This window comes from Parapedobacter brassicae, from assembly GCF_051400755.1.
Taxonomy (GTDB): Bacteria; Bacteroidota; Bacteroidia; order Sphingobacteriales; family Sphingobacteriaceae; genus Parapedobacter.
Genome location: NZ_JBLFFL010000001.1, coordinates 168,165 through 190,954 on the forward strand (window position 1 = coordinate 168,165; position 22,790 = coordinate 190,954).

A 22,790-nucleotide genomic window follows, 5' to 3' on the forward strand; every position below is an offset into this window, starting at 1 on the left:
AATCCTTTGTGCAAAGATTTTCTACTTCAATTTCATTTGGGCAAAATAAGGATGATCGGGGTTAACGATCATTTCCTGCCGTAGCGGGTGGAGAATTACATCCATATCTTCCATAGGAATAGCGCCAAGTAGCGGCTCGCTTTCTCCGGGCAGAACCATGGCGTCTACATTACAGCGTCGGTTTTCAAAACGCACCTCAATAGGTCCAACCACCTCATACTCCACAATATTCCCATTGGCCAATTGGCCCTTCCGTTTTTCGATAACCGGAAGTTGGAGTTGTTCCTGTATATTTTCGTTAATGCACATATATGCCGAGCCGGTATCGACCAACATCCTTACCGGCATGCGCTTGACTTCTTCTTCCCCAATGATATGCCTACGGGCCAGCACGAGGTCTTCTCCGTTAATTAGGTCGATATCTGCATAAATTAATCCCATAGACCAAAATTACTAATTTTTTATTAATCTACCCGTTTCTAACACTCCAAAACGCTGGTTGACCGTTGGAGCGCGGGATCGGGGCCCTACTTCCCCTCCCCGTTTGTGGCAACTGCTTCACCCTGCTCATCGTCATCGCCATTGTCTACCGACTCCGGTTCGTCCACCGACAACGCCGGCTCGTCGTCCGCCTCTTCATCGAGTGATTCCAATTCCGCAGTCGCTTTCTCCCGTCGTTCATCGATAACCTTATCAATATATTCCCCGAGCTTCGACCGCGGCATCTTTCCTTCGAACGCCACTGACGGCCGTGCGATAAAATAGGATGGCACCCGCACAAAAAGCCCGTCGTTCTCATAGATATCCGATAGCGCTTGTGCCATGCGCAGCAATAATTCGCGGATCACAACAATCTTGTCGCCAAACCGATCGTAATGACTCGCCTTTGAATAAGCCAAATACTCCATTACGTCATCCAAAATTGAATACCATTGACGCAACGATTGGAAAGAAAAAAATTTACTTAGTGTATCCGCTGGATTGGTTTCCCCGTCATAGGTATACTCACCATGGAACGAATAAGCGAAATAATCGTCACGAGTTTTGAAAAAAGCCAGCGGCTCTTTTTGCTTTTTCAGTCCGCATTGCTTGTAAATGATGTACGCCACCTCTACCTGTTCAATCAACTGTCTGCAATAGAATCCGTTTTCCGTCATCGCCGGACTAGCCATATCCGAATATGCAGCCGCGTTCACCAACAGGTGAATATCCCGCATCCAATAGTCGATCGAGGTTTGATGTCCAAAAAAATCATCCAGATAGATCATCGGGTTCTTGATGACCTGCTTGGTCACGTACCGGAAATTTTCGGCTTTTAGTTTCTTTTGATTAACTTTCACCATAATTTAGTTTATTTAGTGGCGGTGAAGCTTGCATGAGCTCGTCCTTCTCACCTTCTATTAGCTCGTGCAGGTTTCATCGCGTTAGATTTGGGGATGATAGTTTGAAAATAGTTATTTCTGACAGAACAAATTTAAGAACTATTTTTCTTCAAATCAAAATTTATTGAAGAAAATTATTAACAATGAATTCAGTATTGAAGAGAATTAAAGAAATATCCAACAAAGAAGGCGTCAGCGTGACCGCATTGGAAGCTTCGATTGGAGCCAGCAAGGGTGTTTTTTCAAGGGCGTTGGCAAACGGAACCGATATCCAAAGCAAATGGTTGGTTAAATTGGCTGAAAATTATCCCCAATATTCACCCGAGTGGCTCCTGACGGGAAACGGCAAAATGAGCAAAGCTGACATTGCTCGGGATTTACCGGAAAATTATGCTCCGAACGATCTGACCGACCTGAGCGGTGAACTCTTCCAGACGCTAAAACAGGTGATTTCTTCTCAAGAAACGACGATACGGTCGCAAGAAGTAACCATTGCCGCGCTGCAAAAGCGAATCGCTGAATTGGAAAACATCCGATAATGAGTAGATAATGGGCGATTCGACCATAAACACCATAACTGCTTTTACCGCGGCAGAGCGCTTTCTTCGCTATGTACAAATAGACACCCAATCCGACCCTTCATCACCGACATACCCCTCTACCGAAAAACAGAAAAACCTCGGCAGGCTACTGGTAGATGAGCTATTAGCGATGGGAATCACCGACGCGCACTTGGATGGCCATGGTTACGTCTACGCGACCATCCCGTCCAACAGCGATAAAAACGTACCGGTCATCTGCTTTTGCTCCCACATGGATACCTCGCCGGATTGCTCGGGAGCCGGTGTAAAGCCCATCGTGCATCGGCATTACCAGGGCGGAGACATCATCCTGCCCGATGACCCTGCAGTGGTGATTAAACCCAGCGAGCACCTCGACCTACAGCATCAGCTGGGTAACGACATCATCACAGCCAGCGGCACCACCTTACTCGGCGCAGACGATAAGGCGGGCATCGCCGAGATCATGGCGGCCGCCCATGTGTTGACGACTCATCCTGAAATCAGGCACGGCACCATCAAGTTGCTCTTCACGCCCGATGAGGAAATCGGCCGAGGCGTGGACAAGGTGGACCTGATCAAATTGGGCGCCGACTATGCCTATACGGTCGATGGGGAAACCGCGGGTTCGATTGAAGACGAAACCTTCTCCGCGGATGCGGTAACGGTCGTCATCAATGGCATCAGCGTACACCCAGGCTTCGCCAAAGGCAAACTGCGCAGCGCCATTAAAATCGCCTCCGAAATCATCAGCCAACTGCCCCCAGACCGGCTATCGCCCGAAAGCACCGGAGGCCGCAGCGGTTTTGTCCATCCGGTATCCCTGAAAGGCGGTGTTGAACAAGCCGTCATCGAGTTCATCGTACGGGATTTCATCGATGAAAACCTTCGCGCCCATGAAGCCGAGCTGGAAATCATCGTGAAAACCGCCGTATCGCACTACCCCGGCTGTAGCTATCGTTTTCAGGTGAACGAACAGTATCGCAACATGAAGCAGGTGCTCGACCAGCATCCGCAGATCATGGAAATCGGTCTGGAGGCCATCCGTCGCGCGGGGATGCAGCCCATCCGGCGGAGCATACGTGGCGGCACAGACGGTTCGCGACTTTCGTTCATGGGCCTCCCCTGCCCCAACATCTTCGCCGGTGGCCACGCATTCCATGGCAAACAGGAATGGGTGTCCGTGCCGGACATGGAGCGCGCCGTGCGCACGATATTGCATATAGCAGCACTTTGGGAAGAACGTTGTATTTAATCGTAACCGCCAAAAGCAGCATTGATGCCGAAGAAAACAAATTCATTATCAATAATCTAAAATACTCAAATCATATGTCGTCAAGCGATTTCGATACGATCAAGCGAATCATCAAACACCGCCGATCCATTTTCCCACCCAGCTATACGCGGACGGAAATTCCGAAGGAATTACTAACGGAATTGCTGGAATGTGCCGTCACCGCACCGACGCATAAGCTCACCCAACCCTGGCGGTTTATTGTCTTTCGGGAGGGTGGTCTTATGCGGCTAGCGGACGAATTGGCCACTTTATATACCGCGCATACGCCTACCGAACAGTTCCTGCAAAAGAAATACGAAAACACGCGCGAAAAGGTACTGCAATCCGGCGCTGTCATCGCCATCGTAACAGCCTATAGCGGGGAGGTACCCCGATGGGAAGAACTGGCGGCCACCGCCTGCGCCGTGCAGAACCTCTGGCTCGCAGCCGCGGCAGCCGATATCGGCGGCTACTGGAGCAGTCCAGGTACGGTCAAGCATATGGTTGATTTCTTAGGACTGGCTGATCATGAGGAATGCCTCGGGTTTTTCTACATGGGCTACCACGCCGAGCCTGAGCGAGCGGCCAACCGGCAATCGGTAGATGACAAAATACAGTGGGAGGAATAACAACATCCGGATCAGCCCGATGACGTGGAAGTAAGTTGGCGGTCAAACACTCCTAAAAAAGACAAATGTATCACCCCACTTACCCGGCAAGGGTTACGGTGCGCTTGATAAAGGCTATCTACTAAATTATGGGTCAATTCCAAGTTGAAAACACAATGCTTCAACGACTTCTGCTTGGAGTAAAGAATCATCTATGTCATCATACTTTAACGAAAGTCTTCGTTTATCTAACGTTCTGATTTGATGGCAGAGAATAATCGATTCGTTGGGCAAATTATATAATCCCTGCTTAATCAATACCTCGTTCGGATATACGATTCTCCCAGATTTACGACTGGTAATGGGCAAGACATTTACAATGTTCAACAACTCATTGATTTGATCATCGCTAAACACAAGCACCGGACGGGTCTTTCCTTGTTCAGATCCAATAACGGGATCCAAATTAGCTCGAAATATCCCCCAACGGTTTGCTTTCATACCGTCTCGGAATCAATGTCGTCAAAATCATCTGCGACCTCCTTGATATCCTGTTGAAGCAGGGCATCCGACGCCGCTTTTCTCATCAGCCGATATTTCTTTTCCAAAGCATCGGGCACTTCATTGACGGTGACCATCACTTTCTTTTTATTCCCGAATGATGCTGGAAGTGTAATCACCAATTGATTGTTCTTGACCGGATATATTTGTTTCAGTGTCATTGATACATCTCCTTATTGACAAAGATATGCATTTATGCACATAATAATCGTGTAAAAACACCGTAACGAATGAACGGTAGAGCTCTTCGTTCACCCCATCATGGAAACATCAGCTTAATTTTCCCCGCTTTTCCCTCCCATTTAGGCCCCCGTTCGAGCAACCGCCGGGCTTCAGCAAGCAGTTCTTCGTCTGCTTTTCCGATTTCCTCCACCGCGGTCGGTTTTCCCGATGCGTCGATCTTAAACGTGAGCGTCACTTCTCCTGTAGCGGATAATCCGCCGCTGCTTTCAGCCAGGTATTCATTAAACAGCTGCCACCCGCCCCGGGGCTGTGCGTCAAAGCCGGCAGCGTTCACCGCAGCGGCATGAATCCGCGCGTCGGGTGCCAGTTCCACCTGCACTTCTTTTTCGCCCGTTTGCTGCCGTTCTGGGTAATTGCGCATCCAAAGCAATACCAACACCAGCACCATCATCACGCAGGCCGTGGCCGCTACCGCCAGACGCTGCCACCCAAAATAAAAGGCATTGCGTTCTTTGGCCTGCCCGGCGATACGGGCTGCCAAACGCTGCTGCAACAGACTCAGCTGACGGTGGCTGACTTCCTGTTGCATCCGGTACCCATCGATGGCATCTTGCAGCAACGGATCATCAAGCGCTTCCCGTTCGAGTTGGTACATTTCATCCCTACCCAATTCCCCGTTGAGGTATTGCTGTATCCGAATAATATGGTAATGGTTGTTCATCCTTGCTTGCTATCCATGCAAATTTTGAGATTCCGTTTGCCATTTTGAATATGGCTCTTCACCTTATTGATATCATATCCCGTCCTTTCGGCAACTTCCTTATAACATTTCTGCTCTAAGTAAAATAGCCGGATGCACCGCTGCTGCTCCTCGTTGAGCTTTTCCAAACAGGATTCCATCAACACCAGCCGCTCCTCCGGAATCCGTTCCTCCCGATGCTGTTGATGCAGCAATACATCGCTTTCCACCAGGTGCTCATCGATGTCGACCGTGTTGAGGCGGTTGGCCACGCGCAAATCCATCAAACAATGGTTGCGTGCCAATGTATACAGCCAGCTTTTGAAATGGCTGACTTCGTGGATACGCAATTTAGTGATCAGCGACTCGAAAATCTGCATCACGGCGTCTTCACTTTTCGTTTCGTCTTTATAGTATTTGAAGCACAACCCGTAGATCAGCGGCATATAAGGTTCATACAATTTGCCGAGCAATTGCAAATCCCCGGTCCTTTTATATCCTTCTAAAAGGCTCTGCTCGCTATTGACCATTGTGCCCCTTCTTTAGTGATAGATGCACACCGACGCGCTTTTCCATAAAAGCCGGAACGATTTTCATCGCCCCGGCTCCGCATTCATGTGTTTGTGAATCATTGGTAGTGTGCAGTTAGAAACACCAGCCATTTGCGTCAACCAGTTGTTTTGCTACCCGCTGGCGAGCATCTTTAATATTATAAGGTTCAGCTTTGGTAAAGCGGCGCAATCCCATCAGCATCATTTTCAGCTCATCACCCTCGGCAAAGGCATTGAGCGCTTCTTTGCCTGCAAGGTAAACCGCATCGACTGCCGTGTGCAGGCAAATCTGCGCCATATCCAGTTGCCCCTGTACCGCATCAGCGCCCCGCTGTTCAGTCAGTTTTTCCACGCGCAGCAACGTAGATTCGGCCAAGTAAACATACCCGATCATATCTGCGATATTCATCAGGATCTCCTGCTCCTTCTGCAAGGTCATCATCAGTTTCTGTACGGCGGCCCCTGCCACTAGCAAACCGGCTTTCTTGAGGTTGGCAATGATCTTCTTTTCATAGGCTAAAGGCGTGTCATCCGCATCCCCAAATGCAGGAACGGCCATCAGTTCCGCCGCGACCGCCTGCGCCGGTCCCATTAAATCCAGCTCGCCCTTGAGCGCCCGCTTGAGCAGCATGTCCACGATGAGCAGGCGGTTTACCTCGTTGGTCCCCTCAAAAATACGGTTGATGCGTGAATCACGGTAGGCCCGTTCCATCGGGGCATCGGCCGAGTAGCCCATTCCCCCGTAGATCTGCACCCCCTCATCCACCACATAATCGAGCATCTCCGACCCCCATACTTTCAATATGGCACATTCAATGGCAAACTGCTCCGTCGCTTTGAGCTTGGCCTTAGCGGCATCCATCCCGCCCGCCACCAGGGCATCGTAGGCGTCATCGATGTTTTGTCCCGCGCGGTAGGCGGCACTTTCCACGGCGAAGTTGTGCGTAGCCATCTCGGCCAGCTTATGGCGTATGGCACCGAACTTGGAAATGGGCAGCCCGAATTGCACCCGCTCATTGGCATAGCCAACCGCTTGGTTGATGACCCGCCGCGATGAGCCGATCGCGGAGGCCGCCAGTTTAATGCGCCCTACATTCAAGATGTTGACGGCGATCTTGAAGCCATTCTCCCGCTCGGAGAGCATGTTCTCCACCGGCACGGGACAGTCGTTGAAAAACACCTGTCGGGTGGAAGAACCCTTGATACCCAGCTTATGCTCCTCCGGATTCATCGTGATCCCTCCGAACGTCCGTTCCACAATGAATGCGGTCAGGTTCTTATCGTCATCAATCTTGGCAAACACGATGAATACATCGGCAAAACCGCCATTCGTAATCCACATCTTCTGTCCGTTGAGCAGGTAGTGCGTGCCTTCGGCGTTCAGCTTGGCACTGCTACGGCCCGAGTTGGCATCCGAGCCCGAGTTGGGTTCGGTGAGACAATACGCCGCCTTCCATTCACCCGTGGCCAGCTTAGGGATGTATTTTTCTTTCTGGGCATCATTGCCATAATACAGGATGGGCAGTGTACCGATACCGGTATGCGCCGAAAGGGCCACCGCAAAGGAATGCCCCGCGCCGATGACATCGGCTACCAACATGGCGGTGTTGAAGTTTTTCCCAAACCCGCCGTATACTTCGGGGACCGACACACCCAGCAGGCCTAATTCACCGGCTTTATCCAGCAGGGTCTGCATCAGCCCTTCTTCCTGCGCATCAATGCGGTCGAGATTGGGGAACACCTCTGCCTCGAGGAAATCCGCGCAGGTTTGCCGGATCATGACCTGCTCTTCATCGAATTCTTCGGGAATGAAGATATCGTTATATGGTGTCTCCCGAATTACAAATTCTCCGCCTTTTATTATGTTTTTTGTTTCAGGTGCCATAGTTTTTTAGTATTGATTAAAGATAAAGGAACAAAGAACAAGGAAAGGAACAACGACGACGGACTGTTTCTGTGTTATCATTTCTCCAAAGTTTTCAAAAAATTAGTTATTTTCTTCTGAATCACTACAATCTGCTTTGTCAATTCTGTCAGTCTATGATCGGGAATAAAATCAAGCTCACTGGCTAAAATAATCTGCGTTTCCAATTCAAACGATGAACCAAGTGCTACACGAAGGAAATAAGAAAACTCCTTATTCGAATTCCTTGATGAGCCCTCAGCGATATTTGACGGAATAGATACACTGCATCTTCTTAACTGACTAATTAATCCATATTTTTCGCCCTCAGGAAAATCGCCTGTTTGCACATATACCTGCTTAACCAATAGCATGGATTCCTTCCATATATCCAATTGCCTAAAATTGTGCATCAGTCCTCAATCCTTGTTCCTTAATCCTTGTTCCTCAATCCTTGTTCCTCAATCCTTGATTCATATTTCAATCAAAGCATCTCAAAAATCCCCGCTGCACCCTGTCCGGTCCCGACACACATCGTCACCATACCATATCGTTCGTTTCGTCGTTTCAGTTCGCCGAAAAGCTGCACAGTGAGTTTTGCGCCGGTACAGCCCAGCGGATGGCCCAGTGCAATCGCTCCGCCATTCACATTCAGGATATCGGGATTGATACCCAGTTCCCGTATGACCGCCAATGACTGGGAGGCAAACGCTTCGTTCAATTCGATGAGGCTCATATCGTCCAATTTCATTCCGGCCATCTGGAGTGCCTTCGGAATCGCCACGATGGGGCCGATGCCCATGATCCTTGGCGGCACCCCCGCCACACCATAGCTCACCAGGCGGGCAATGGGCTGCACATTCAATTCCTTCAATTTCCGCTCGGATACCACCAGCACAAATGCCGCCCCGTCCGACGTTTGGGACGAGTTGCCGGCGGTGACACTGCCCCCTGCGGCAAACACCGGTTTCAACTTAGCCAACACCTCGAGGTTGGTATCCGCACGCGGACCTTCATCCGTATCCACCACATATTCGCGGGTCTTGATCTTCTTGCCGCCCTCGAGGTAGTTTTCCTTCACGGTAATCGGCACTACGCCGTCCTTGAGCCTCCCTTCTTTGATGGCTGCCACGGCTTTCTGGTGCGATTTCAGTGCAAACGCATCCTGATCCTCCCGGCTCACCTGATATTCCTTGGCCACCGCCTCAGCGGTCAGTCCCATGCCCCAATACCAATCTGGATGATGCTTGGCGACTTCTGGATTAGGCACTAATTTCCATCCGCCAAAGGGCATACCCGACATCACTTCCACACCCCCGGCGATGATGGCATCTGCCATCCCGGCCTTGATCTTGGCCACCGCTGTGGCGATGGTTTCCAAACCTGAGGCACAGTAGCGGTTGATCGTCGCGCCCGGCACCTTCTCGGTATCCAGCCCCATCAACGAAACCATCCTGCCGATGTTGAGCCCCTGTTCGGCTTCCGGCGTGGCGTTGCCCACGATCACGTCGTCTATCTCCTCCTCGTTGAGGTTAGGCACAGAAGCCATCAGGTGCTTGATCACATCTGCGGCGAGGTCGTCTGCCCGCGTAAAACGGAAGACCCCGCGCGGTGCTTTGCCCACGGCTGTTCTGTATCCTGCTATGATGTATGCTTCCATATTTTTAGACTTAAGATTTGAGACGTCAGACATCAGACTCCTTTCAAGTGCCAAAAAGGTCAATGCCTACGTAATATTAATACCTGTTTAATTTACTCTGAAATCCATGAATCATTCGTTGAAGCTCATCAATCTTATCAATTAAATCAACCAAAATCTCATTACTGATAAGACCCAGTTGATTGGATATAAAAAGCTGCGTCATTAATTCGAATGAAGAGCCTTTGGCAATACCCAAAAAATGAACAAATTCTTTGTCGGAGTTTCTTCCCGCCCCCTCACCTATATTTGACGCAATAGAAACAACAGCTCTTTTCATCTGACTTGTCAAACCGTACCGTTCTTCTGCAGGAAATTCCGATACCGCCGTATAAACCAACGTAGCTAAATCAACGGCCTTCTGCCACACCTTGATCTCTTTCAGATTATGTAATCCCATGCTAATGTCTGATGTCTCTTGTCTAATGTCTAATGTCTAATGTCTCCCGTCTAATGTCTCTCGTCTCCCGCCTCCCGCCTCAACACTAATTCCGTAACGCCTTCCCCGTCGTCAGCATATGCTGTATGCGTTCCAGCGTCTTGCGCTCTCCGCATAGGGACAGAAACGCTTCGCGTTCCAGATCCAACAGGTATTCTTCCGACACTTCCGTAGGCGATGACAGGTCGCCGCCGCACATCACCCAACCCAGCTTTTCGGAAATCAGCTGGTCGTGCTCCGAGATATAATGACCCGCACGCATGGAATTGGCTCCGGCATACACAATGCCCAATCCCTGTTTGCCGAGCACCCTGATGTCCTTGCGTGGCATCGGCTGGACGTAGCCTGCCCCGGCCAATTCAATGGCTTTTGCTTTCGCATCGGCCAGCAGCCGACTGCGATTCATACTAATGGCATACTTACCTGCTTGCAAATAACCCAATTCAAACGCTTCGACCGCCGAAGTGGACACTTTAGCCTGCCCAACGGTGAGGAAACGTTCGCGCAGTACCTGCTGCTCAATCTGTCCTTCCCTAAATTCGTCAGCAGCACGCAGCGCAAACTCCTTCGACCCGCCGCCGCCGGGAATGACCCCCACACCGAACTCGACCAACCCCATATACGTCTCCGCATGGAGCTGCACGAAATCCGCGTGCATGGAAAATTCGCACCCCCCGCCCAATGTAAGTGCAAACGGCGCCGCAACGACTGGAATAGACGAATACCGGAGCCGCATGGACGTTTGTTGGAACGTTTTCACTGCCATGTTCAGCTCGTTGTAGTCCTGCTCCACCGCCATCATGAAGATCATGCCGATATTGGCCCCTGCGGAGAAATTGGCCCCGTCATTGGCGATGACCAAGCCGCGGAAATCCTGCTCGGCCAGATCGATAGCCTTATGCAGCCCCTGGATGACATCCCCACCGATGGTGTTCATCTTGGTATGGAACTCGGCATTGAGGATACCGTCACCCAGATCGGTGACGGTGACGCCGCTGTTTTTCCAGACCGTCTTCTGGCCGCGGATGTTATCCAGGATGATGAAGCTTTCGGCACCGGGAATGGGCTTATAAGACTTGCTTTGCAGGTCATAGTACTGCCTGACACCATTTTCAACCTTATAGAATGAATCATGGCCGGCCGCCAGCATGTCCTGCACCCAGGTCGCCACTTCTCCGCTGTGCCCGGGCACGCGCTGCTCTTCGGTCTTGATTTTTTCGATCGTTTCTTTCACCCCAAGCGCATCCCACACCTCAAAAGGCCCCAACTCCCAACCGAACCCGGCACGCATGGCATCATCGATACGGAAAAATTCGTCCGTGATCTCCGGCACACGCCGCGACACATACTCAAACAGCGGGTAGTGCATGGCACGGAAAAACGCACCGGCTTTATCCGTTCCCTGCTCATACACCTTCATCCGCTTTCGGATATCGTCGACCGGTTTGGTCGCCTCCAAGGTGGCAGACTTCACCTTATCCTGTTTCCGGTATTCCAACGTCTTCAGGTCAAGCGCCAAGATTTCGCTGTTGCCCTTATCGTCCTTTATTTTCTTGTAGAAACCCTGTCCGCTTTTTTCGCCCAGCCATTTCTTTTCGACCATCTGCTGGAGATAAGCCGGCAATTGGAATACGCCTTTGGCTTCATCGCCCTTTGCATTTTCGGCAAGTCCATTGGCGACATTCACCAACGTATCCAGTCCCACCACATCGGCGGTGCGAAACGTAGCCGACTTAGGATGACCCATTGCCGGTCCGGTAAATTTATCCACCTCCTCCACGGTAAGGCCAAGCTGTTCCACCAGGTGGGTGAGTGCCAGCATCGAATAAACACCGATCCGGTTGCCGATAAATGCCGGCGTATCCTTGCACAATACCGTGGTTTTTCCAAGGAACTTATCGCCATAATGCATCAGGAAATCCACCACCTCCGGTTTGGTATCCGATGTGGGAATGATCTCCAGCAGACGCAGGTATCGAGGTGGGTTGAAGAAGTGGGTGCCGCAGAAATGCCTTCTGAAATCATCACTCCTCCCCTCACCCATCAGGTGAATGGGAATACCCGAGGTATTGGAGGTGACCAGCGTACCGGGTTTGCGATGCTGCTCGACCTGATCAAACACCTGCTGTTTGATATCCAAGCGCTCCACCACCACTTCAATGACCCAATCCGCCGACGCGATGGCCGCCATATCATCATCGAAATTTCCCGTCGTGATCAGCCTGGCGCTGCGTGCGCTAAATATCGGCGACGGATTACTCTTGATGGCCGTATCGAGCGATTGGTTGACCATGCGGTTGCGCACCGCCTTACTTTCCAGTGTCAGGCCCTTGGCTTCCTCGGTGGGCAATAGCTCCCGGGGTACAATATCCAGCAGCAGTACCTCCACGCCGATGTTGGCAAAGTGGCACGCGATACGCGAACCCATCACGCCCGAACCCAATACCGCTACTTTTTTGATGCTTCTGTTTATCATAATACGTATAGGTTTAATCGAATTACTCGGGACTATATTCCATAGCCAGTTGGTTAACGCGTTTCAATGTATTGACGAGCGCCGCACGCTCTTCGCCGGAGAGGTGTTCGTCCAGATAGGCATTAAACTTCCGGACCACATCTTTGGCAAGCTCCCGCTTCTCGTTGCCCAGATCGGTCAGGAACACCTTCACCGAACGCTTATCGGCGCTGTTCGTCTCCCGATAGATTAACCCCATGACCTCTAAATTGTTGAGGATACGTGATAAACTGGTTGTTTTCACGCCCAAGAGGTTAGCAAGCTGCGATACCGCTGTCCCTTCTTTATGAATGTGGATGAGCACATAGCCCGTAGCCTGCGTAATCCCGAAACGGGCAGCGATCTGGTTATACTTATTGGCGGCCGACTGCCATGCAGCCTTTAGGTAATAATCAATGGTATTGTAATCATTCGTCATCTCACGCCCAAATACTATGCTTGCATAGCAAATTTAGCGGGAATATTTTGGGAATGCAAATTTTTGTGGAAAATAGTGTACGGGTCGGAGCGGATTCGGGTTATGGCTGCGAACCAACGATTTTCAGGTAGCTTTCAGGCGTCATTACACTCAATGAACTACCCTTGTAGTCTTTGATATTCCGTGTTAGAATTAAATCGACTCCTCCATTAGACAATGCTGCATAGTGCTGTAAAGCATCTTCAAAGTCTTTGAAGGTTGAATCCATTGCCTGTATAATAACGCTCTTATCGATGGCCAATACATCAATAATGATAAACAACTGCCTCAGTCTAGCAATGACCTGTTCATGCTTCGCCGTCCGCCTAAGCAAATAATACACATTACTGCAAATCACCGGTGTAATGAATCCGTTAATCACGTTGGCTTCACAAAGCGAGAGCACATTTGCCGCATGTTCTGAAAAAGGGTGCCTATCAAAAAAGAAATCAAGGAGAACATCCGTATCAATCAGTACCCTTGTCATGGCTATAGGTATTTCTCGGATAATCCTTTGGCAAGTTCTTTACGGTAATCAAATGGCCTTGCAAATTCCCAAAAACCATTATCTTTACAAAAAACTTCACAAGGTTATGCCTACAGTAAATATCCCCCGGCTGGATTTGCATCACTATACACAAGGATCGGCCGAACAGCGCCATCAATTTTCACAGGAGATCGGCAAAGCGTTTAACGAGACCGGTTTCGTGACCATCGCCAACCATGGCATGGACAAGGCGCTGATTACCGAGCTGTATGAAGTCGTACAAGCGTTCTTCTCCCTACCGGAAACGACCAAATTGAAATACGAGATTCCCGGCCTCGCGGGCCAGCGGGGCTATACATCGAAGGGGAAGGAAAAAGCCAAGGATGCCAAGGTGCCGGATCTGAAGGAATTCTGGCAGCGCGGGCAAGATGAAAATCCCGTTGTGGATGAGCTTCCACGCTTTGATGTCGTCACGGGCGACGTGTACCGTCGGCTGGAAGCAGCCGGACGCGAGCTGCTCAAGGCTATTGCAGTATATCTAGGCTTACAGGAAGACTATTTCGAGCCAAAAGTCATCCAGGGCAATTCCATCCTGCGCGCCATCCACTATTTCCCCATCGAAGATCCCGACAGCCTCCCTGATGACGCCGTGCGCGCCGGGGCGCACGAAGATATCAACCTCATCACACTCCTCATCGGTGCCAGCGCTGATGGACTGGAAGTGCTCACCCGCGAAGGCACCTGGTATCCGGTGAAAGCCCATGGCGAAGACATCGTGGTGAATGTGGGCGACATGCTACAGCGCCTCACGAACAACAACTTGAAATCAACCACGCACCGGGTGGTGAACCCTCCGCGTGAACTCATGAAGACCTCTCGTTTTTCAGTGCCGTTCTTCCTGCACCCCAAATCCGACATGAGCCTTGCCGCATTGGACGGTTGTATCGATGCCGAGCACCCAAAGGCTTATGCCGATGTTACGGCAGGGGAATACCTGGATGAGCGGCTCCGGGAGATTGGGTTGAAGATGTAAGCAACGCGGCAAGCTCCGCCTGCACCGACAACCCCCTATCCTCATTATACCATTTCTGCAACGCTATTTTTTGCGTTTCAAAGTCCGCACCTTCGGTTTTCAGCCGGTCGTACAGCAGCTGACAACCCGTGGGTCTCGGTCCCCAAGTGGCCAGGTCAGTGCCATGGGTATCGCGGATAATCAACTTGGGTATTGACCTGCTGCCAGCGGTAAGATACGATTCAATGTGGAAAGGCGGCGAGTCCCGCAGTTCATAGTCTACGGTGATCATCGGATTCAACTGCGCGCCCAATTGGATGAATGGTACCGAATGTGCTGCATCCCCACACCAAGGTTCGGTGATCACGGTCCATTGCTGGGGTTGGGAAATGTCCTTAACCAGCTTTGTTAGCAATTCTGTCAGCTCCCCTTTCTTAAGCCAGCGGTTCATCCGCGACCAGTTAAGGCGGGTGTACTCCATATAAGCCGGATTATTATAAGGAGCAAGGGGTGCCGGGTCATCCACTATACGTTCGAATTCAAGTAAGTAGGCAGGAAAATCCATGTTACATATACGTTTGTGATACAAGCAGCGAAAATACGCTACTCACAAACGACATCCGTCGTATGAATGTCAAATCATCATTGCGCCTGACTGGGCGTTTCCCAAGCCACAAATTTACCCACCACACAGTCAATGGTGCCCGATGCCGGGTCATACACCACTTGCGAAAGCAGCGGGATGGGCATGGCCACTTTCTTTTGTTCCGGATGATGCGTGCGGTTGTGATAGGTAGTGACCCCTTTAGGCGCGATCACGTTCCCATTCACCGCGATGCGGTCAAATACAATATGCGCCACCGGAAGATCGGCATAGTACATGGAATGGGGAAGATTCCGCCCTTTAACAAAATCAATGTAATGGCCGTATTGTTCCAGAAAAATGGTAAATGCACCATCCATCCGCAGCCGATTACCGGGGAAGGCCAGCGAGCCGATGGTAGTCGTGGCTCCTGTTGACAGGTCTTCCACCGTCATGGTCACCCAGCTGTGCTCATATTCCCCCCAAGCAAAAATCAGGTCTTGCCGTGTCGCGCTATCCGGCACTGCCTTATCTGGCACATACCCGGTTTTGGCAAGCGTGACCCGGTATTTCCCTTTGCCCCAGGCCACCTTATTGCGCACACCGATGAAATCCCCTTCCCCATCACTGCTCGCATAGTAGCCATCCGTTTTCAGGGCACCTGTGTCCCGCTCCATCCATCGTGAGAAAATGCCGCCACGCCCGATGTCTTCATGTTGTTGGGTGCTGACAGAAGTTCCCCCCGACATGGTTTGAATACCGCAATAAAAGGGCATCCGGTTGAATGACATGTTAAAGGGAGAAATGTAAAACCGGTAGCTATCCGGCAGCTCATTCTTCACTTCAATGTCTATGCTGATGCTATGGAAATCCGCTATTGCCGAATCCAATAAAACGGCTGTATTGATGTAATGCAATGGTGGTATGATCACACTGTCCGGATATACATTGTCCGATGCTAGTTTTTTCTCGATTTCTTCCTGTATGTCGGACGATTCGTATTTTTTCTTCAATTCTTCTTGCGTTTGTCCGCTGGCGGTAGCGATTCCAGCCAATATAAAGCTGATGGATAATGAGGTGTTCGCGACAGCTACGGCTGTAAAACAGAAGTAACGCGCATCCACCGCCCTGAATACCCGTAAAAATTTGGTTAGTCCACCTACTTCATTTCTTTTCATATTTTTGTTATTAATGATCACGTTATTTCACTACCCCTTTTACTAAGGCACATGAACATGAAAAAAGGGTGAAGGATTTTCAACTAAAACACTTCATACTTTACGATTTCATCGGCATTCTATTTTCCAATACCGGTGTATCCACCACTGTTTTCAGTTGCTCATTAAGCTGTTCGAAATCGTAACTAAGCCGTACCCGGTTTGGAATTAAACCGGGTACGGCCGAATCACTTACTACTTAACGTCGTTGTCCTTTTTCACCTTCATCATCGCTTGACATAGGTCTCCGTTACGATTAGGTAATACCAACCATAAACCGTCACCTTATAATTCAGCGTAAATGTACGGGTGCTGGCATCGAATGTGGAGACTTCGCCGTAATCGACAATCGGCCCTGGACCGAAGTCCGCCAATTCGCCGGAAACATTCACGGTATTATCCGGGTTAATGCGCGCGATAAAGAGCGATTCAGGGCTCCATCCGTTGCCTCCCACTACCGCTGCACCACCATCGATCACCATGCTGATCCGATAATCGGTATCGGTCACCTTTTCGACGGTCTTATCCAGGTCAAAACTATAATCGCCCATCGAACTATCGTCTCCTCCGTAAAGTGCGGCTGTACCCGTAACCTGATACGTGCCACTGATGGGATCTACCCCCGTAACAGCAAAGAAAGTAGTCGACAGACGGGGGTTAATCTCAAAACCCGGTGACGCGCTTTTCAGGGTGACGGGCAAAATATACCGCTCGCCCGCCTGTAGCTTGCCGTTGTTTATCGCTACGCTGAGCACACCGCTTGACCTACCTTTGGCCGGGATAACAGACTCCAACCCGGATAGGGTATACACGCTATCTGGCAGGGGCTGGTATGGGAGTCTTCCGCTAGAGACCTCGATGTCATTGAGTGAATCCAATGTACTGTAATCTACCTCAAATTCCACTTCAATGTCTGCCGTTGCGGCATGTACGCCCGGCAAATAGGCGCTGAAAGCACTTGTAAATAGACTATCCGGTTCGCCCGGAAACGGCTGGGAAATCGACAGATTCACAAAATTGGCACTTTTGGCAGCCTGCGGCATGATCAGCGCCGTATGTCCGGTCAAATCCGAATAATCATAGGGGTCGTTAGCCTCACAAGCAAAAAGCAAGGTCGTGGCGCAAAGCGCCGCGAGTGAATATGGATATCGTTTCATGATTGCTGTATTTAGGGTTAATCAATAGCCTGGAAATTGAACCAACTGCTTGTTCCGATCGATTTCAGCCTGCGGTATAGGCCAGAAATAATTGCGACGGTTCCAACCGGGTTTCCGCAAAACGACTATACGTTCGTAAAATGAAGGGTCGGTTAGCGATGTACCCGCATCCATATTCATCCCATAAAACTCCCCTCCTTGGTGGTCTTCAGGCGTCGTAACGGTTTTCCACCGGCGCACATCAAAGTACCGCTGACCTTCAAAGCACAATTCGACCCGCCTTTCGTTGCGTATATGTTCGCGCATTTCCGCCTGTGAGCTTCCGGCAGCAAGGCTGGGGATTCCGCCGCGGTTGCGCACGGCGTTCAGATATGTCAAGATATCCGGATTCCCGGGATCGTATTCGTTGAGCGCCTCGGCATAGTTGAGGTAGATTTCAGACAAGCGGATCAGCATGGCTGGTCTGGAGGCTGTGGTTATCGGACTGAAATTGACGGTTGGGTGAATATTCTTCCTTGCTGTGTATCCGCTGATGGGCCAGTCCCGGGGCGCATTGGCTTTACCGTTGTTGCCGGTATTGAAAAACTGCACATGGGTTTGACCGCTGGCAGGCACCGTGGGCAGGGTGGCCCCGCTAAAGGTAATATAGGCGTAGAAGCGAGGTTCGCGACCTACATACATATTGCTGGTGTTGTCTACGTAATAACCAGATTTACCCGGGGCGAAACCATTTTCGGTATAACCGGCGGCGGAGTTGTCAATGGTAAGCCCGTTTTCCATGCGGAAAGCATCCACAACTTCCTGGAACGGAGCGATGCCATTCCATGCCTGCCCGCTGGTGTTTCGTGGCGATGCGTGCCGCTCCCAGCTATGTTGATAAGTAGACGACGGGCGCAACCAGATCCCTTCCGTATAACATCCGGCCCAAAACACATTACGGGTAGAAAGATAGGCCTTGCGAAAGGGATCTGCATCGTTTTCCTCATATAAGCTCCATGTTCCCAAGTCTATCACGGCCTTGGCTGCGTCGGCTGCCGCCGCCCATTTGGTCGCATCATACGTTTGGGGAATCAATGTATTTCCTTCGGGATTCCTGAAATCGGCTAGTTCCGTATTGCCGTTGAACAAGGGGCTGGCGTTGAATAGCAATACCTGCGACTGCACGGCCATCACGATACCTTTGGTTATGCGCCCAACCTGGAACAGATCGGGACTATTGTTGCCATCCAGGTGCTGAGCCGGCACATCGGCCTTGGCCAGCTCCAATTCGGTCATCACATAGTCCACGCATTCCTGCCAAGTGCTCCTAGGCTTCTGGAAGTCCGTATCTGTTGTGCCAGCCTCATCGCCCATCAGCACCACGGGACCGTAAATCTTCATCAGCTGAAAATAGTAGTAAGCCCGTAGGAACCGGGCTTCGCCCTTGTATTGTGTTACACGCTCCTGACCATCCTGCGCAACGATTTCTATATTCCGATCTACATTTTGCAGGAAAATGTTAGCCTTGCGGATGCCCTGATAATACCTGCTGTAAATATTGAACACATCATCGTTGTTGGGTTGCAGATTCAATCCAGCCACCACGGCATCGCCAGTTTCATCCCAGGCATAATCCAACTCATCGGTCATAGCCGGCCATGTGGATTCCCGATGCGTGTTGAAAGGTTGGTCCCAAGGATCGGGAACGTAACTATATACCCCGGCCAACCACTCGATGGTTTGATTCCGGTTAACAAAAATCTGGTCAATCGTAACGATATTGTCAGGTACTTCATCAAAATAATCATTGCATGAACCGAAGCACAATGCCAGTATCGATGTTAGCATGCTGCTATTTCGGATAATATTATGTCTAAACATGATGCTTGTTTTTTAGTTAAAAGTGACACGTACTCCAATATTATAATTCGATGTATTGGGATAGGCTGCCCCACGTCCATCGCCCAGTTCCGGATCCCATACTTTCCATCTTGACCAGGTGAGCAGGTTTGTGCCATTGACATAGAAACGCATTTTGGACACGCCATATTTCTGAAAAGTGCTAGGGCCAAAATTATACCCCAACTCGGCGCTTTTCAGGCGAAGGTAGTCAGCCCGATACACCCACCAAGAGTTACTGTTGTAGTTGGTGGTTAGCGTACTGTTGGTAGAAAGCCGCGGGTAGAATGGCCTATCATTGCCTGAATCTGGGGTCCAGCGATCCAACATCGTGGTATAAAAGCTGCCATAGGTCGGCCCTTGGGAGAAAGGTTGGGTGGCTTCTAACAAATCGTTTGAATAGGTATTGTACATAAAATCCACCTGCCCGGCGCCTTGAAAAAACAACCCCAGATCAAACCCTTTGTACCCGAAGCCGAAGTTCAGTCCGTAGAGAATTCGTGGAACCGCACCGTAACCAATAGCCACTTCATCATAAGCGTTGATCAAGCCGTCCCCATTGACATCGGCATACTTGATGTCGCCCGCGCGCACATCGCCGGATTGCTGGGGCGAAGCTGCCACTTCTTGCTCGCTCTCAAAGAGGCCAAGGGCAAGTAGTCCAAACCGCTGGTCTATGGAATGCCCTTGTCGATCCAACCAAGGGTATTGCCACGGCGGAAGGCCATCATAGATATTCCTGTTCACATTGTAATTGAAATTACCGTTGAACATAATAAAGGATTCGTTCCCGAAACTTTTGTTGTAGGTCAGGCTCACATCAACCCCTTTGTTTTCGGTGATACCCACGTTGGAATAGGGAAGGTTACTGTCGGTAAACCCCGATGCATAAGGCACTGTTTTATCCCTGATGAGGATACCTTCCCGCCGTTCTTTGAATACCTCAGCAACCAGCTGCAAATCGTTGCCCAGGGTGTTGATCTCCAACCCAAGGTTATGGCGGTAGGAGGTCTCCCAAGTGACATCATTACCGATTAACGCCTCGTTCCAGCCACCATATCCAATGGTGGAACCCACTTGGCCATAGGTATAACCATCGCCGCTGTCCATCTGGTCGAGGAATAGGAAACGGTCATCCACATTGCTGTTGCCTGAAAGCCCATAGGAATAGCGCAGTTTCAAGTGGTTGATCACATCCTTGGCGTTTTCAAAGAAACCCTCATTGGAAACTACCCAACCGGCTCCTACCGAAGGGAAAAAACCGAAACGGTTTTCGGGCGTGAAGTTTTCCGACCCGGTATAGCCAAAATTGCCCTCTAGGAAATACTTATCTTGGTACCCATACGTGGCGCGGCCCACCAGGCCCCGGTTCCGGAATGCAATCGCTCCTTCGATGCTTGTGGCGTCACCGTTTACATAATCAGACTGGTTGAATAGCAACATACCCGACACATAATGGTCGCCAAACGAATTGTTGTAATTGAAGGCGCTTTCCGTATAGAACCGGCGGTTGGTCGATTTCGCAGATGAATAATCAAGCGTTGTCTGCCCATCGGTGGCCAATACGGTCAGGAGGTTGCCGTCTGCATCACGCCCGCCGTTGTTCCAATCGATGTAATAAGTAGGCAGCGTGCGCCTGCGGTAAAGACCAGTGGCAGCATAGGCATCAAAGGCAAACATGGAAGTAAACGAGAGTCCCTCAACCAGAAAATCCAATTCCTGGGTAAGCCGCAGGTTGGAGCGGGTGGTATTCCGATATTCCTCTCCATAACCCGATTGTGTGGCAAACATCAATGGGCTCGCGAACGTACCGGGTTCCTTGGGCCATAAGCCGTTTGAATACCGTGTCGGAATGCGGTGCGGTGCGACCTTGGTGGCGTAATAAAACAAGATAGATCCCGCAGACTGCGTATCATCTCTATTTGGCGGAGGTGCCGGAAAATTGGAATTGACGATAAACCCATTGATCCCCAGATCCAACTTAGTCGTCTTCGTCAAATTTACATTCACGTTAGATGTGAAGTTAAATCGGTTTAACGCTTGGGAAGCGTTAAATGTCTGTTCTGTGTCTTTCACAATCATCCCCTGTTCATTGTAATAGCCTGCCGAAACATAGTAAGTCACAGCAGGGCTCCCACCGCGCATACTCAGGTTCAGACGCCTATTAGCCCCATAGTCTTCAAAAATTTCATCCAGCCAATCGATGTTTGGATATAAATCCGGATCCGTTTGGTTTACGTAGTTTTGAATGCCTTCGTCGGTGAACGTCGTTGACAATCCGCGTAACTGCCGTCCCTCATTGTACAGCTTCATGTAGTCTACCGCATCTATAAATTCCGGCAATTGGGTAAATTTGGTCCGGGCCTCATTATATTCCACCGTAATAAGTGGCTTACCGTCCCTTCCTTTTTTAGTATTCACGATGATCACCCCGTTGGCACCCCGGGTACCATACACCGCTGTGGCAGAAGCATCTTTCAGTATGGTAAAACTTTCGATATCTTCCGGATCAATATTACTGATGCTCCTATCGGGCACACCATCAACCACCATTAGTGGCGTCCGCGGGCTACTATTAAAGGTAGAAACTCCCCGGATAAAGATGGACGCGTCGTCAAAGCCGGGTTCACCACTTCGTTGCACAGACACCAGGCCTGCCAGGCGACCACCCAACGCGTTAGTCAGGTTCCGCACCGGCTGCTTCAGTTCCGAAGGCCGGACGGTAGCTTGCGAACCGACCACGCTCACTTTTTTCTGGGTACCGAAGGCGACCACTGCCACTTCCTCTAGACTATTGTCTGCATTCAACTGCATATTCACCGTAAGTGTAACACCGGTTACCAGGTGCCTGACGGTCTCATAGCCGATATGCGAAAACTCCAGGCTATCACCCCTCAGCGCCATAATCTGAAATGCGCCTTCAGCGCTGGTAATCGCGGTGGTCGGTTTGCCTACGACTCGTACGGACACTCCCTCCAGCGGGGTACTCGCTTCATCATACACCACGCCTTTGACAGTTTCCTGCCGATACACCATTGATGTTGTCGTTGCGGGCTTCCGTTTGACCACCACCGTCCCGTCGTGTATCTGGTAGGTCAGCGGTTGATCGTCGAATAGTTGCCGCAACGCATCCGCCAACTGCACATTGTTTGCCCTGAGGTTTACATTCTTCGCTTGGGAAAGCAGCCCCTCTTCGTATATAAACCGGTAGCCCGTCTGTTTCTTGATTTCATTAAATACGGATTCAATGGCGGTATTCCTGGCATTCAAGTTGACCGTCTGCGCGAGCGTACTGGCCTGCACCGCCATCGAAAACACACCCACCAGTATCAGCGTTAGTTTCATCGTTAAAACTATTTTTTTGAATAGGTGATGGCCATATCGATACCTACCTAGGTATTGGCCATTTGGACTTTTATCCATAACTTTGAATTGATTAGGGTTAGTTAAATTATTGATACATGATTATACAAGGCCTGATCGTTTCATCCGGAAGTACGTCACTACTTCCGGATTTTTTTGGCTCATTTTTCGGTTGTTGTGTTGTTATGTTCTCATAAACCTCCTGTTTTCTTGCGAGACC

At 50.3% G+C, this 22,790-nt stretch carries 22 protein-coding genes; 4 read left to right on the forward strand and 18 right to left on the reverse strand.

The features are described 5' to 3' along the window. Positions 1 to 21: 21 nt before the first annotated feature. On the reverse strand, positions 22 to 441 hold the full coding sequence (locus tag ACMGDE_RS00780) for a retropepsin-like aspartic protease (protein WP_436830837.1): 420 nt from the start codon (positions 439 to 441) through the stop codon (positions 22 to 24). 86 nt (positions 442 to 527) lie between these two features. Further along, on the reverse strand, positions 528 to 1,343 hold the full coding sequence (locus ACMGDE_RS00785; protein WP_436830838.1) for a hypothetical protein: 816 nt from the start codon (positions 1,341 to 1,343) through the stop codon (positions 528 to 530). Positions 1,344 to 1,537: 194 nt separating this feature from the next. On the opposite strand from ACMGDE_RS00785, the gene ACMGDE_RS00790 reads away from it, so the two are divergent. The 3 genes from ACMGDE_RS00790 to ACMGDE_RS00800 all read left to right on the forward strand — a co-directional run bounded on the left by ACMGDE_RS00790 (position 1,538) and on the right by ACMGDE_RS00800 (position 3,847). Continuing rightward, positions 1,538 to 1,921 (forward strand): hypothetical protein, encoded by a 384-nt coding sequence (locus tag ACMGDE_RS00790; RefSeq protein ID WP_436830839.1) that lies wholly within the window; start codon positions 1,538 to 1,540, stop codon positions 1,919 to 1,921. Positions 1,922 to 1,931: 10 nt separating this feature from the next. Continuing rightward, on the forward strand, positions 1,932 to 3,197 hold the full coding sequence (pepT, locus tag ACMGDE_RS00795) for a peptidase T (protein ID WP_436830840.1): 1,266 nt from the start codon (positions 1,932 to 1,934) through the stop codon (positions 3,195 to 3,197). A 74-nt stretch (positions 3,198 to 3,271) separates the two neighbouring features. Next, a complete protein-coding gene (locus ACMGDE_RS00800; protein WP_436830841.1) occupies positions 3,272 to 3,847 on the forward strand; it encodes a nitroreductase family protein in 576 nt (191 codons plus the stop codon). A gap of 126 nt (positions 3,848 to 3,973) precedes the next feature. Here ACMGDE_RS00800 and ACMGDE_RS00805 read toward each other — a convergent pair whose 3' ends face one another. The 11 genes from ACMGDE_RS00805 to ACMGDE_RS00855 form a co-directional block, all read right to left on the reverse strand. Beyond that, positions 3,974 to 4,327 carry a type II toxin-antitoxin system PemK/MazF family toxin gene (locus tag ACMGDE_RS00805; protein ID WP_436830842.1) on the reverse strand — a complete coding sequence of 118 codons (354 nt, stop codon included), beginning with the start codon at positions 4,325 to 4,327 and terminating at the stop codon, positions 3,974 to 3,976. Further along, positions 4,324 to 4,548, reverse strand: a complete 225-nt coding sequence (locus ACMGDE_RS00810) for a hypothetical protein (RefSeq protein WP_436830843.1) — start codon at positions 4,546 to 4,548, stop codon at positions 4,324 to 4,326. Before ACMGDE_RS00810 ends, ACMGDE_RS00805 begins: the two co-directional genes overlap by 4 nt. Positions 4,549 to 4,646: 98 nt before the next feature. Further along, on the reverse strand, positions 4,647 to 5,291 hold the full coding sequence (locus ACMGDE_RS00815; protein WP_436830844.1) for a hypothetical protein: 645 nt from the start codon (positions 5,289 to 5,291) through the stop codon (positions 4,647 to 4,649). After that, positions 5,288 to 5,839: an RNA polymerase sigma factor gene (locus ACMGDE_RS00820; protein ID WP_436830845.1), complete on the reverse strand. Its 552-nt coding sequence runs from the start codon at positions 5,837 to 5,839 to the stop codon at positions 5,288 to 5,290. Before ACMGDE_RS00820 ends, ACMGDE_RS00815 begins: the two co-directional genes overlap by 4 nt. A gap of 115 nt (positions 5,840 to 5,954) precedes the next feature. After that, positions 5,955 to 7,745 carry an acyl-CoA dehydrogenase FadE gene (locus ACMGDE_RS00825; protein WP_436830846.1) on the reverse strand — a complete coding sequence of 597 codons (1,791 nt, stop codon included), beginning with the start codon at positions 7,743 to 7,745 and terminating at the stop codon, positions 5,955 to 5,957. Positions 7,746 to 7,822: 77 nt separating this feature from the next. Beyond that, positions 7,823 to 8,176, reverse strand: coding sequence for a four helix bundle protein (locus ACMGDE_RS00830; protein WP_436830847.1), 354 nt, complete (start codon positions 8,174 to 8,176; stop codon positions 7,823 to 7,825). Positions 8,177 to 8,247: 71 nt separating this feature from the next. After that, positions 8,248 to 9,423 carry an acetyl-CoA C-acyltransferase gene (locus tag ACMGDE_RS00835; protein ID WP_436830848.1) on the reverse strand — a complete coding sequence of 392 codons (1,176 nt, stop codon included), beginning with the start codon at positions 9,421 to 9,423 and terminating at the stop codon, positions 8,248 to 8,250. A gap of 76 nt (positions 9,424 to 9,499) precedes the next feature. Further along, positions 9,500 to 9,862 carry a four helix bundle protein gene (locus ACMGDE_RS00840; RefSeq protein ID WP_436830849.1) on the reverse strand — a complete coding sequence of 121 codons (363 nt, stop codon included), beginning with the start codon at positions 9,860 to 9,862 and terminating at the stop codon, positions 9,500 to 9,502. 85 nt (positions 9,863 to 9,947) lie between these two features. Further along, entirely contained in the window at positions 9,948 to 12,377 is a 2,430-nt protein-coding gene (locus tag ACMGDE_RS00845) for a 3-hydroxyacyl-CoA dehydrogenase/enoyl-CoA hydratase family protein (protein ID WP_436830850.1), read from the reverse strand. A gap of 22 nt (positions 12,378 to 12,399) precedes the next feature. Beyond that, positions 12,400 to 12,834, reverse strand: a complete 435-nt coding sequence (locus tag ACMGDE_RS00850) for a MarR family winged helix-turn-helix transcriptional regulator (RefSeq protein WP_436830851.1) — start codon at positions 12,832 to 12,834, stop codon at positions 12,400 to 12,402. Between the two features lie 100 nt (positions 12,835 to 12,934). After that, entirely contained in the window at positions 12,935 to 13,360 is a 426-nt protein-coding gene (locus ACMGDE_RS00855; protein ID WP_436830852.1) for a type II toxin-antitoxin system VapC family toxin, read from the reverse strand. Between the two features lie 106 nt (positions 13,361 to 13,466). Between ACMGDE_RS00855 and ACMGDE_RS00860 the strand changes: the two genes are divergently transcribed. Next, positions 13,467 to 14,393, forward strand: coding sequence for an isopenicillin N synthase family dioxygenase (locus ACMGDE_RS00860; protein ID WP_436830853.1), 927 nt, complete (start codon positions 13,467 to 13,469; stop codon positions 14,391 to 14,393). On the opposite strand, the gene ACMGDE_RS00865 is transcribed toward ACMGDE_RS00860, so the two are convergent. From ACMGDE_RS00865 to ACMGDE_RS00885, 5 genes are all read right to left on the reverse strand, one after another. Then, positions 14,338 to 14,937, reverse strand: coding sequence for a thioredoxin family protein (locus ACMGDE_RS00865; protein WP_436830854.1), 600 nt, complete (start codon positions 14,935 to 14,937; stop codon positions 14,338 to 14,340). The two genes, ACMGDE_RS00860 and ACMGDE_RS00865, sit on opposite strands and share 56 nt — an antisense overlap. A 77-nt stretch (positions 14,938 to 15,014) precedes the next feature. Continuing rightward, positions 15,015 to 16,133, reverse strand: coding sequence for a hypothetical protein (locus ACMGDE_RS00870; RefSeq protein ID WP_436830855.1), 1,119 nt, complete (start codon positions 16,131 to 16,133; stop codon positions 15,015 to 15,017). Positions 16,134 to 16,399: 266 nt separating this feature from the next. Beyond that, positions 16,400 to 17,329, reverse strand: coding sequence for a DUF1735 domain-containing protein (locus ACMGDE_RS00875; protein WP_436830856.1), 930 nt, complete (start codon positions 17,327 to 17,329; stop codon positions 16,400 to 16,402). 21 nt (positions 17,330 to 17,350) lie between these two features. Next, entirely contained in the window at positions 17,351 to 19,189 is a 1,839-nt protein-coding gene (locus ACMGDE_RS00880; protein WP_436830857.1) for a RagB/SusD family nutrient uptake outer membrane protein, read from the reverse strand. Positions 19,190 to 19,201: 12 nt separating this feature from the next. Next, positions 19,202 to 22,552, reverse strand: coding sequence for a TonB-dependent receptor (locus ACMGDE_RS00885; RefSeq protein ID WP_436830858.1), 3,351 nt, complete (start codon positions 22,550 to 22,552; stop codon positions 19,202 to 19,204). Positions 22,553 to 22,790: the final 238 nt, after the last annotated feature.

What these genes read in the sequence shown, in the direction of transcription:
- ACMGDE_RS00780 (WP_436830837.1), bottom strand. Translation starts at nt 441, where the DNA reads ATGGGATTAATTTATGCAGATATCGACCTAATTAACGGAGAAGACCTC.
- ACMGDE_RS00785 (WP_436830838.1), bottom strand. Translation starts at nt 1,343, where the DNA reads ATGGTGAAAGTTAATCAAAAGAAACTAAAAGCCGAAAATTTCCGGTAC.
- pepT (WP_436830840.1), top strand. Translation starts at nt 1,932, where the DNA reads ATGGGCGATTCGACCATAAACACCATAACTGCTTTTACCGCGGCAGAG.
- ACMGDE_RS00800 (WP_436830841.1), top strand. Translation starts at nt 3,272, where the DNA reads ATGTCGTCAAGCGATTTCGATACGATCAAGCGAATCATCAAACACCGC.
- ACMGDE_RS00805 (WP_436830842.1), bottom strand. Translation starts at nt 4,327, where the DNA reads ATGAAAGCAAACCGTTGGGGGATATTTCGAGCTAATTTGGATCCCGTT.
- ACMGDE_RS00810 (WP_436830843.1), bottom strand. Translation starts at nt 4,548, where the DNA reads ATGACACTGAAACAAATATATCCGGTCAAGAACAATCAATTGGTGATT.
- ACMGDE_RS00815 (WP_436830844.1), bottom strand. Translation starts at nt 5,291, where the DNA reads ATGAACAACCATTACCATATTATTCGGATACAGCAATACCTCAACGGG.
- ACMGDE_RS00820 (WP_436830845.1), bottom strand. Translation starts at nt 5,839, where the DNA reads ATGGTCAATAGCGAGCAGAGCCTTTTAGAAGGATATAAAAGGACCGGG.
- ACMGDE_RS00825 (WP_436830846.1), bottom strand. Translation starts at nt 7,745, where the DNA reads ATGGCACCTGAAACAAAAAACATAATAAAAGGCGGAGAATTTGTAATT.
- ACMGDE_RS00830 (WP_436830847.1), bottom strand. Translation starts at nt 8,176, where the DNA reads ATGCACAATTTTAGGCAATTGGATATATGGAAGGAATCCATGCTATTG.
- ACMGDE_RS00835 (WP_436830848.1), bottom strand. Translation starts at nt 9,423, where the DNA reads ATGGAAGCATACATCATAGCAGGATACAGAACAGCCGTGGGCAAAGCA.
- ACMGDE_RS00840 (WP_436830849.1), bottom strand. Translation starts at nt 9,862, where the DNA reads ATGGGATTACATAATCTGAAAGAGATCAAGGTGTGGCAGAAGGCCGTT.
- ACMGDE_RS00845 (WP_436830850.1), bottom strand. Translation starts at nt 12,377, where the DNA reads ATGATAAACAGAAGCATCAAAAAAGTAGCGGTATTGGGTTCGGGCGTG.
- ACMGDE_RS00850 (WP_436830851.1), bottom strand. Translation starts at nt 12,834, where the DNA reads ATGACGAATGATTACAATACCATTGATTATTACCTAAAGGCTGCATGG.
- ACMGDE_RS00855 (WP_436830852.1), bottom strand. Translation starts at nt 13,360, where the DNA reads ATGACAAGGGTACTGATTGATACGGATGTTCTCCTTGATTTCTTTTTT.
- ACMGDE_RS00860 (WP_436830853.1), top strand. Translation starts at nt 13,467, where the DNA reads ATGCCTACAGTAAATATCCCCCGGCTGGATTTGCATCACTATACACAA.
- ACMGDE_RS00865 (WP_436830854.1), bottom strand. Translation starts at nt 14,937, where the DNA reads ATGGATTTTCCTGCCTACTTACTTGAATTCGAACGTATAGTGGATGAC.
- ACMGDE_RS00870 (WP_436830855.1), bottom strand. Translation starts at nt 16,133, where the DNA reads ATGAAAAGAAATGAAGTAGGTGGACTAACCAAATTTTTACGGGTATTC.
- ACMGDE_RS00875 (WP_436830856.1), bottom strand. Translation starts at nt 17,329, where the DNA reads ATGAAACGATATCCATATTCACTCGCGGCGCTTTGCGCCACGACCTTG.
- ACMGDE_RS00880 (WP_436830857.1), bottom strand. Translation starts at nt 19,189, where the DNA reads ATGTTTAGACATAATATTATCCGAAATAGCAGCATGCTAACATCGATA.
- ACMGDE_RS00885 (WP_436830858.1), bottom strand. Translation starts at nt 22,552, where the DNA reads ATGAAACTAACGCTGATACTGGTGGGTGTGTTTTCGATGGCGGTGCAG.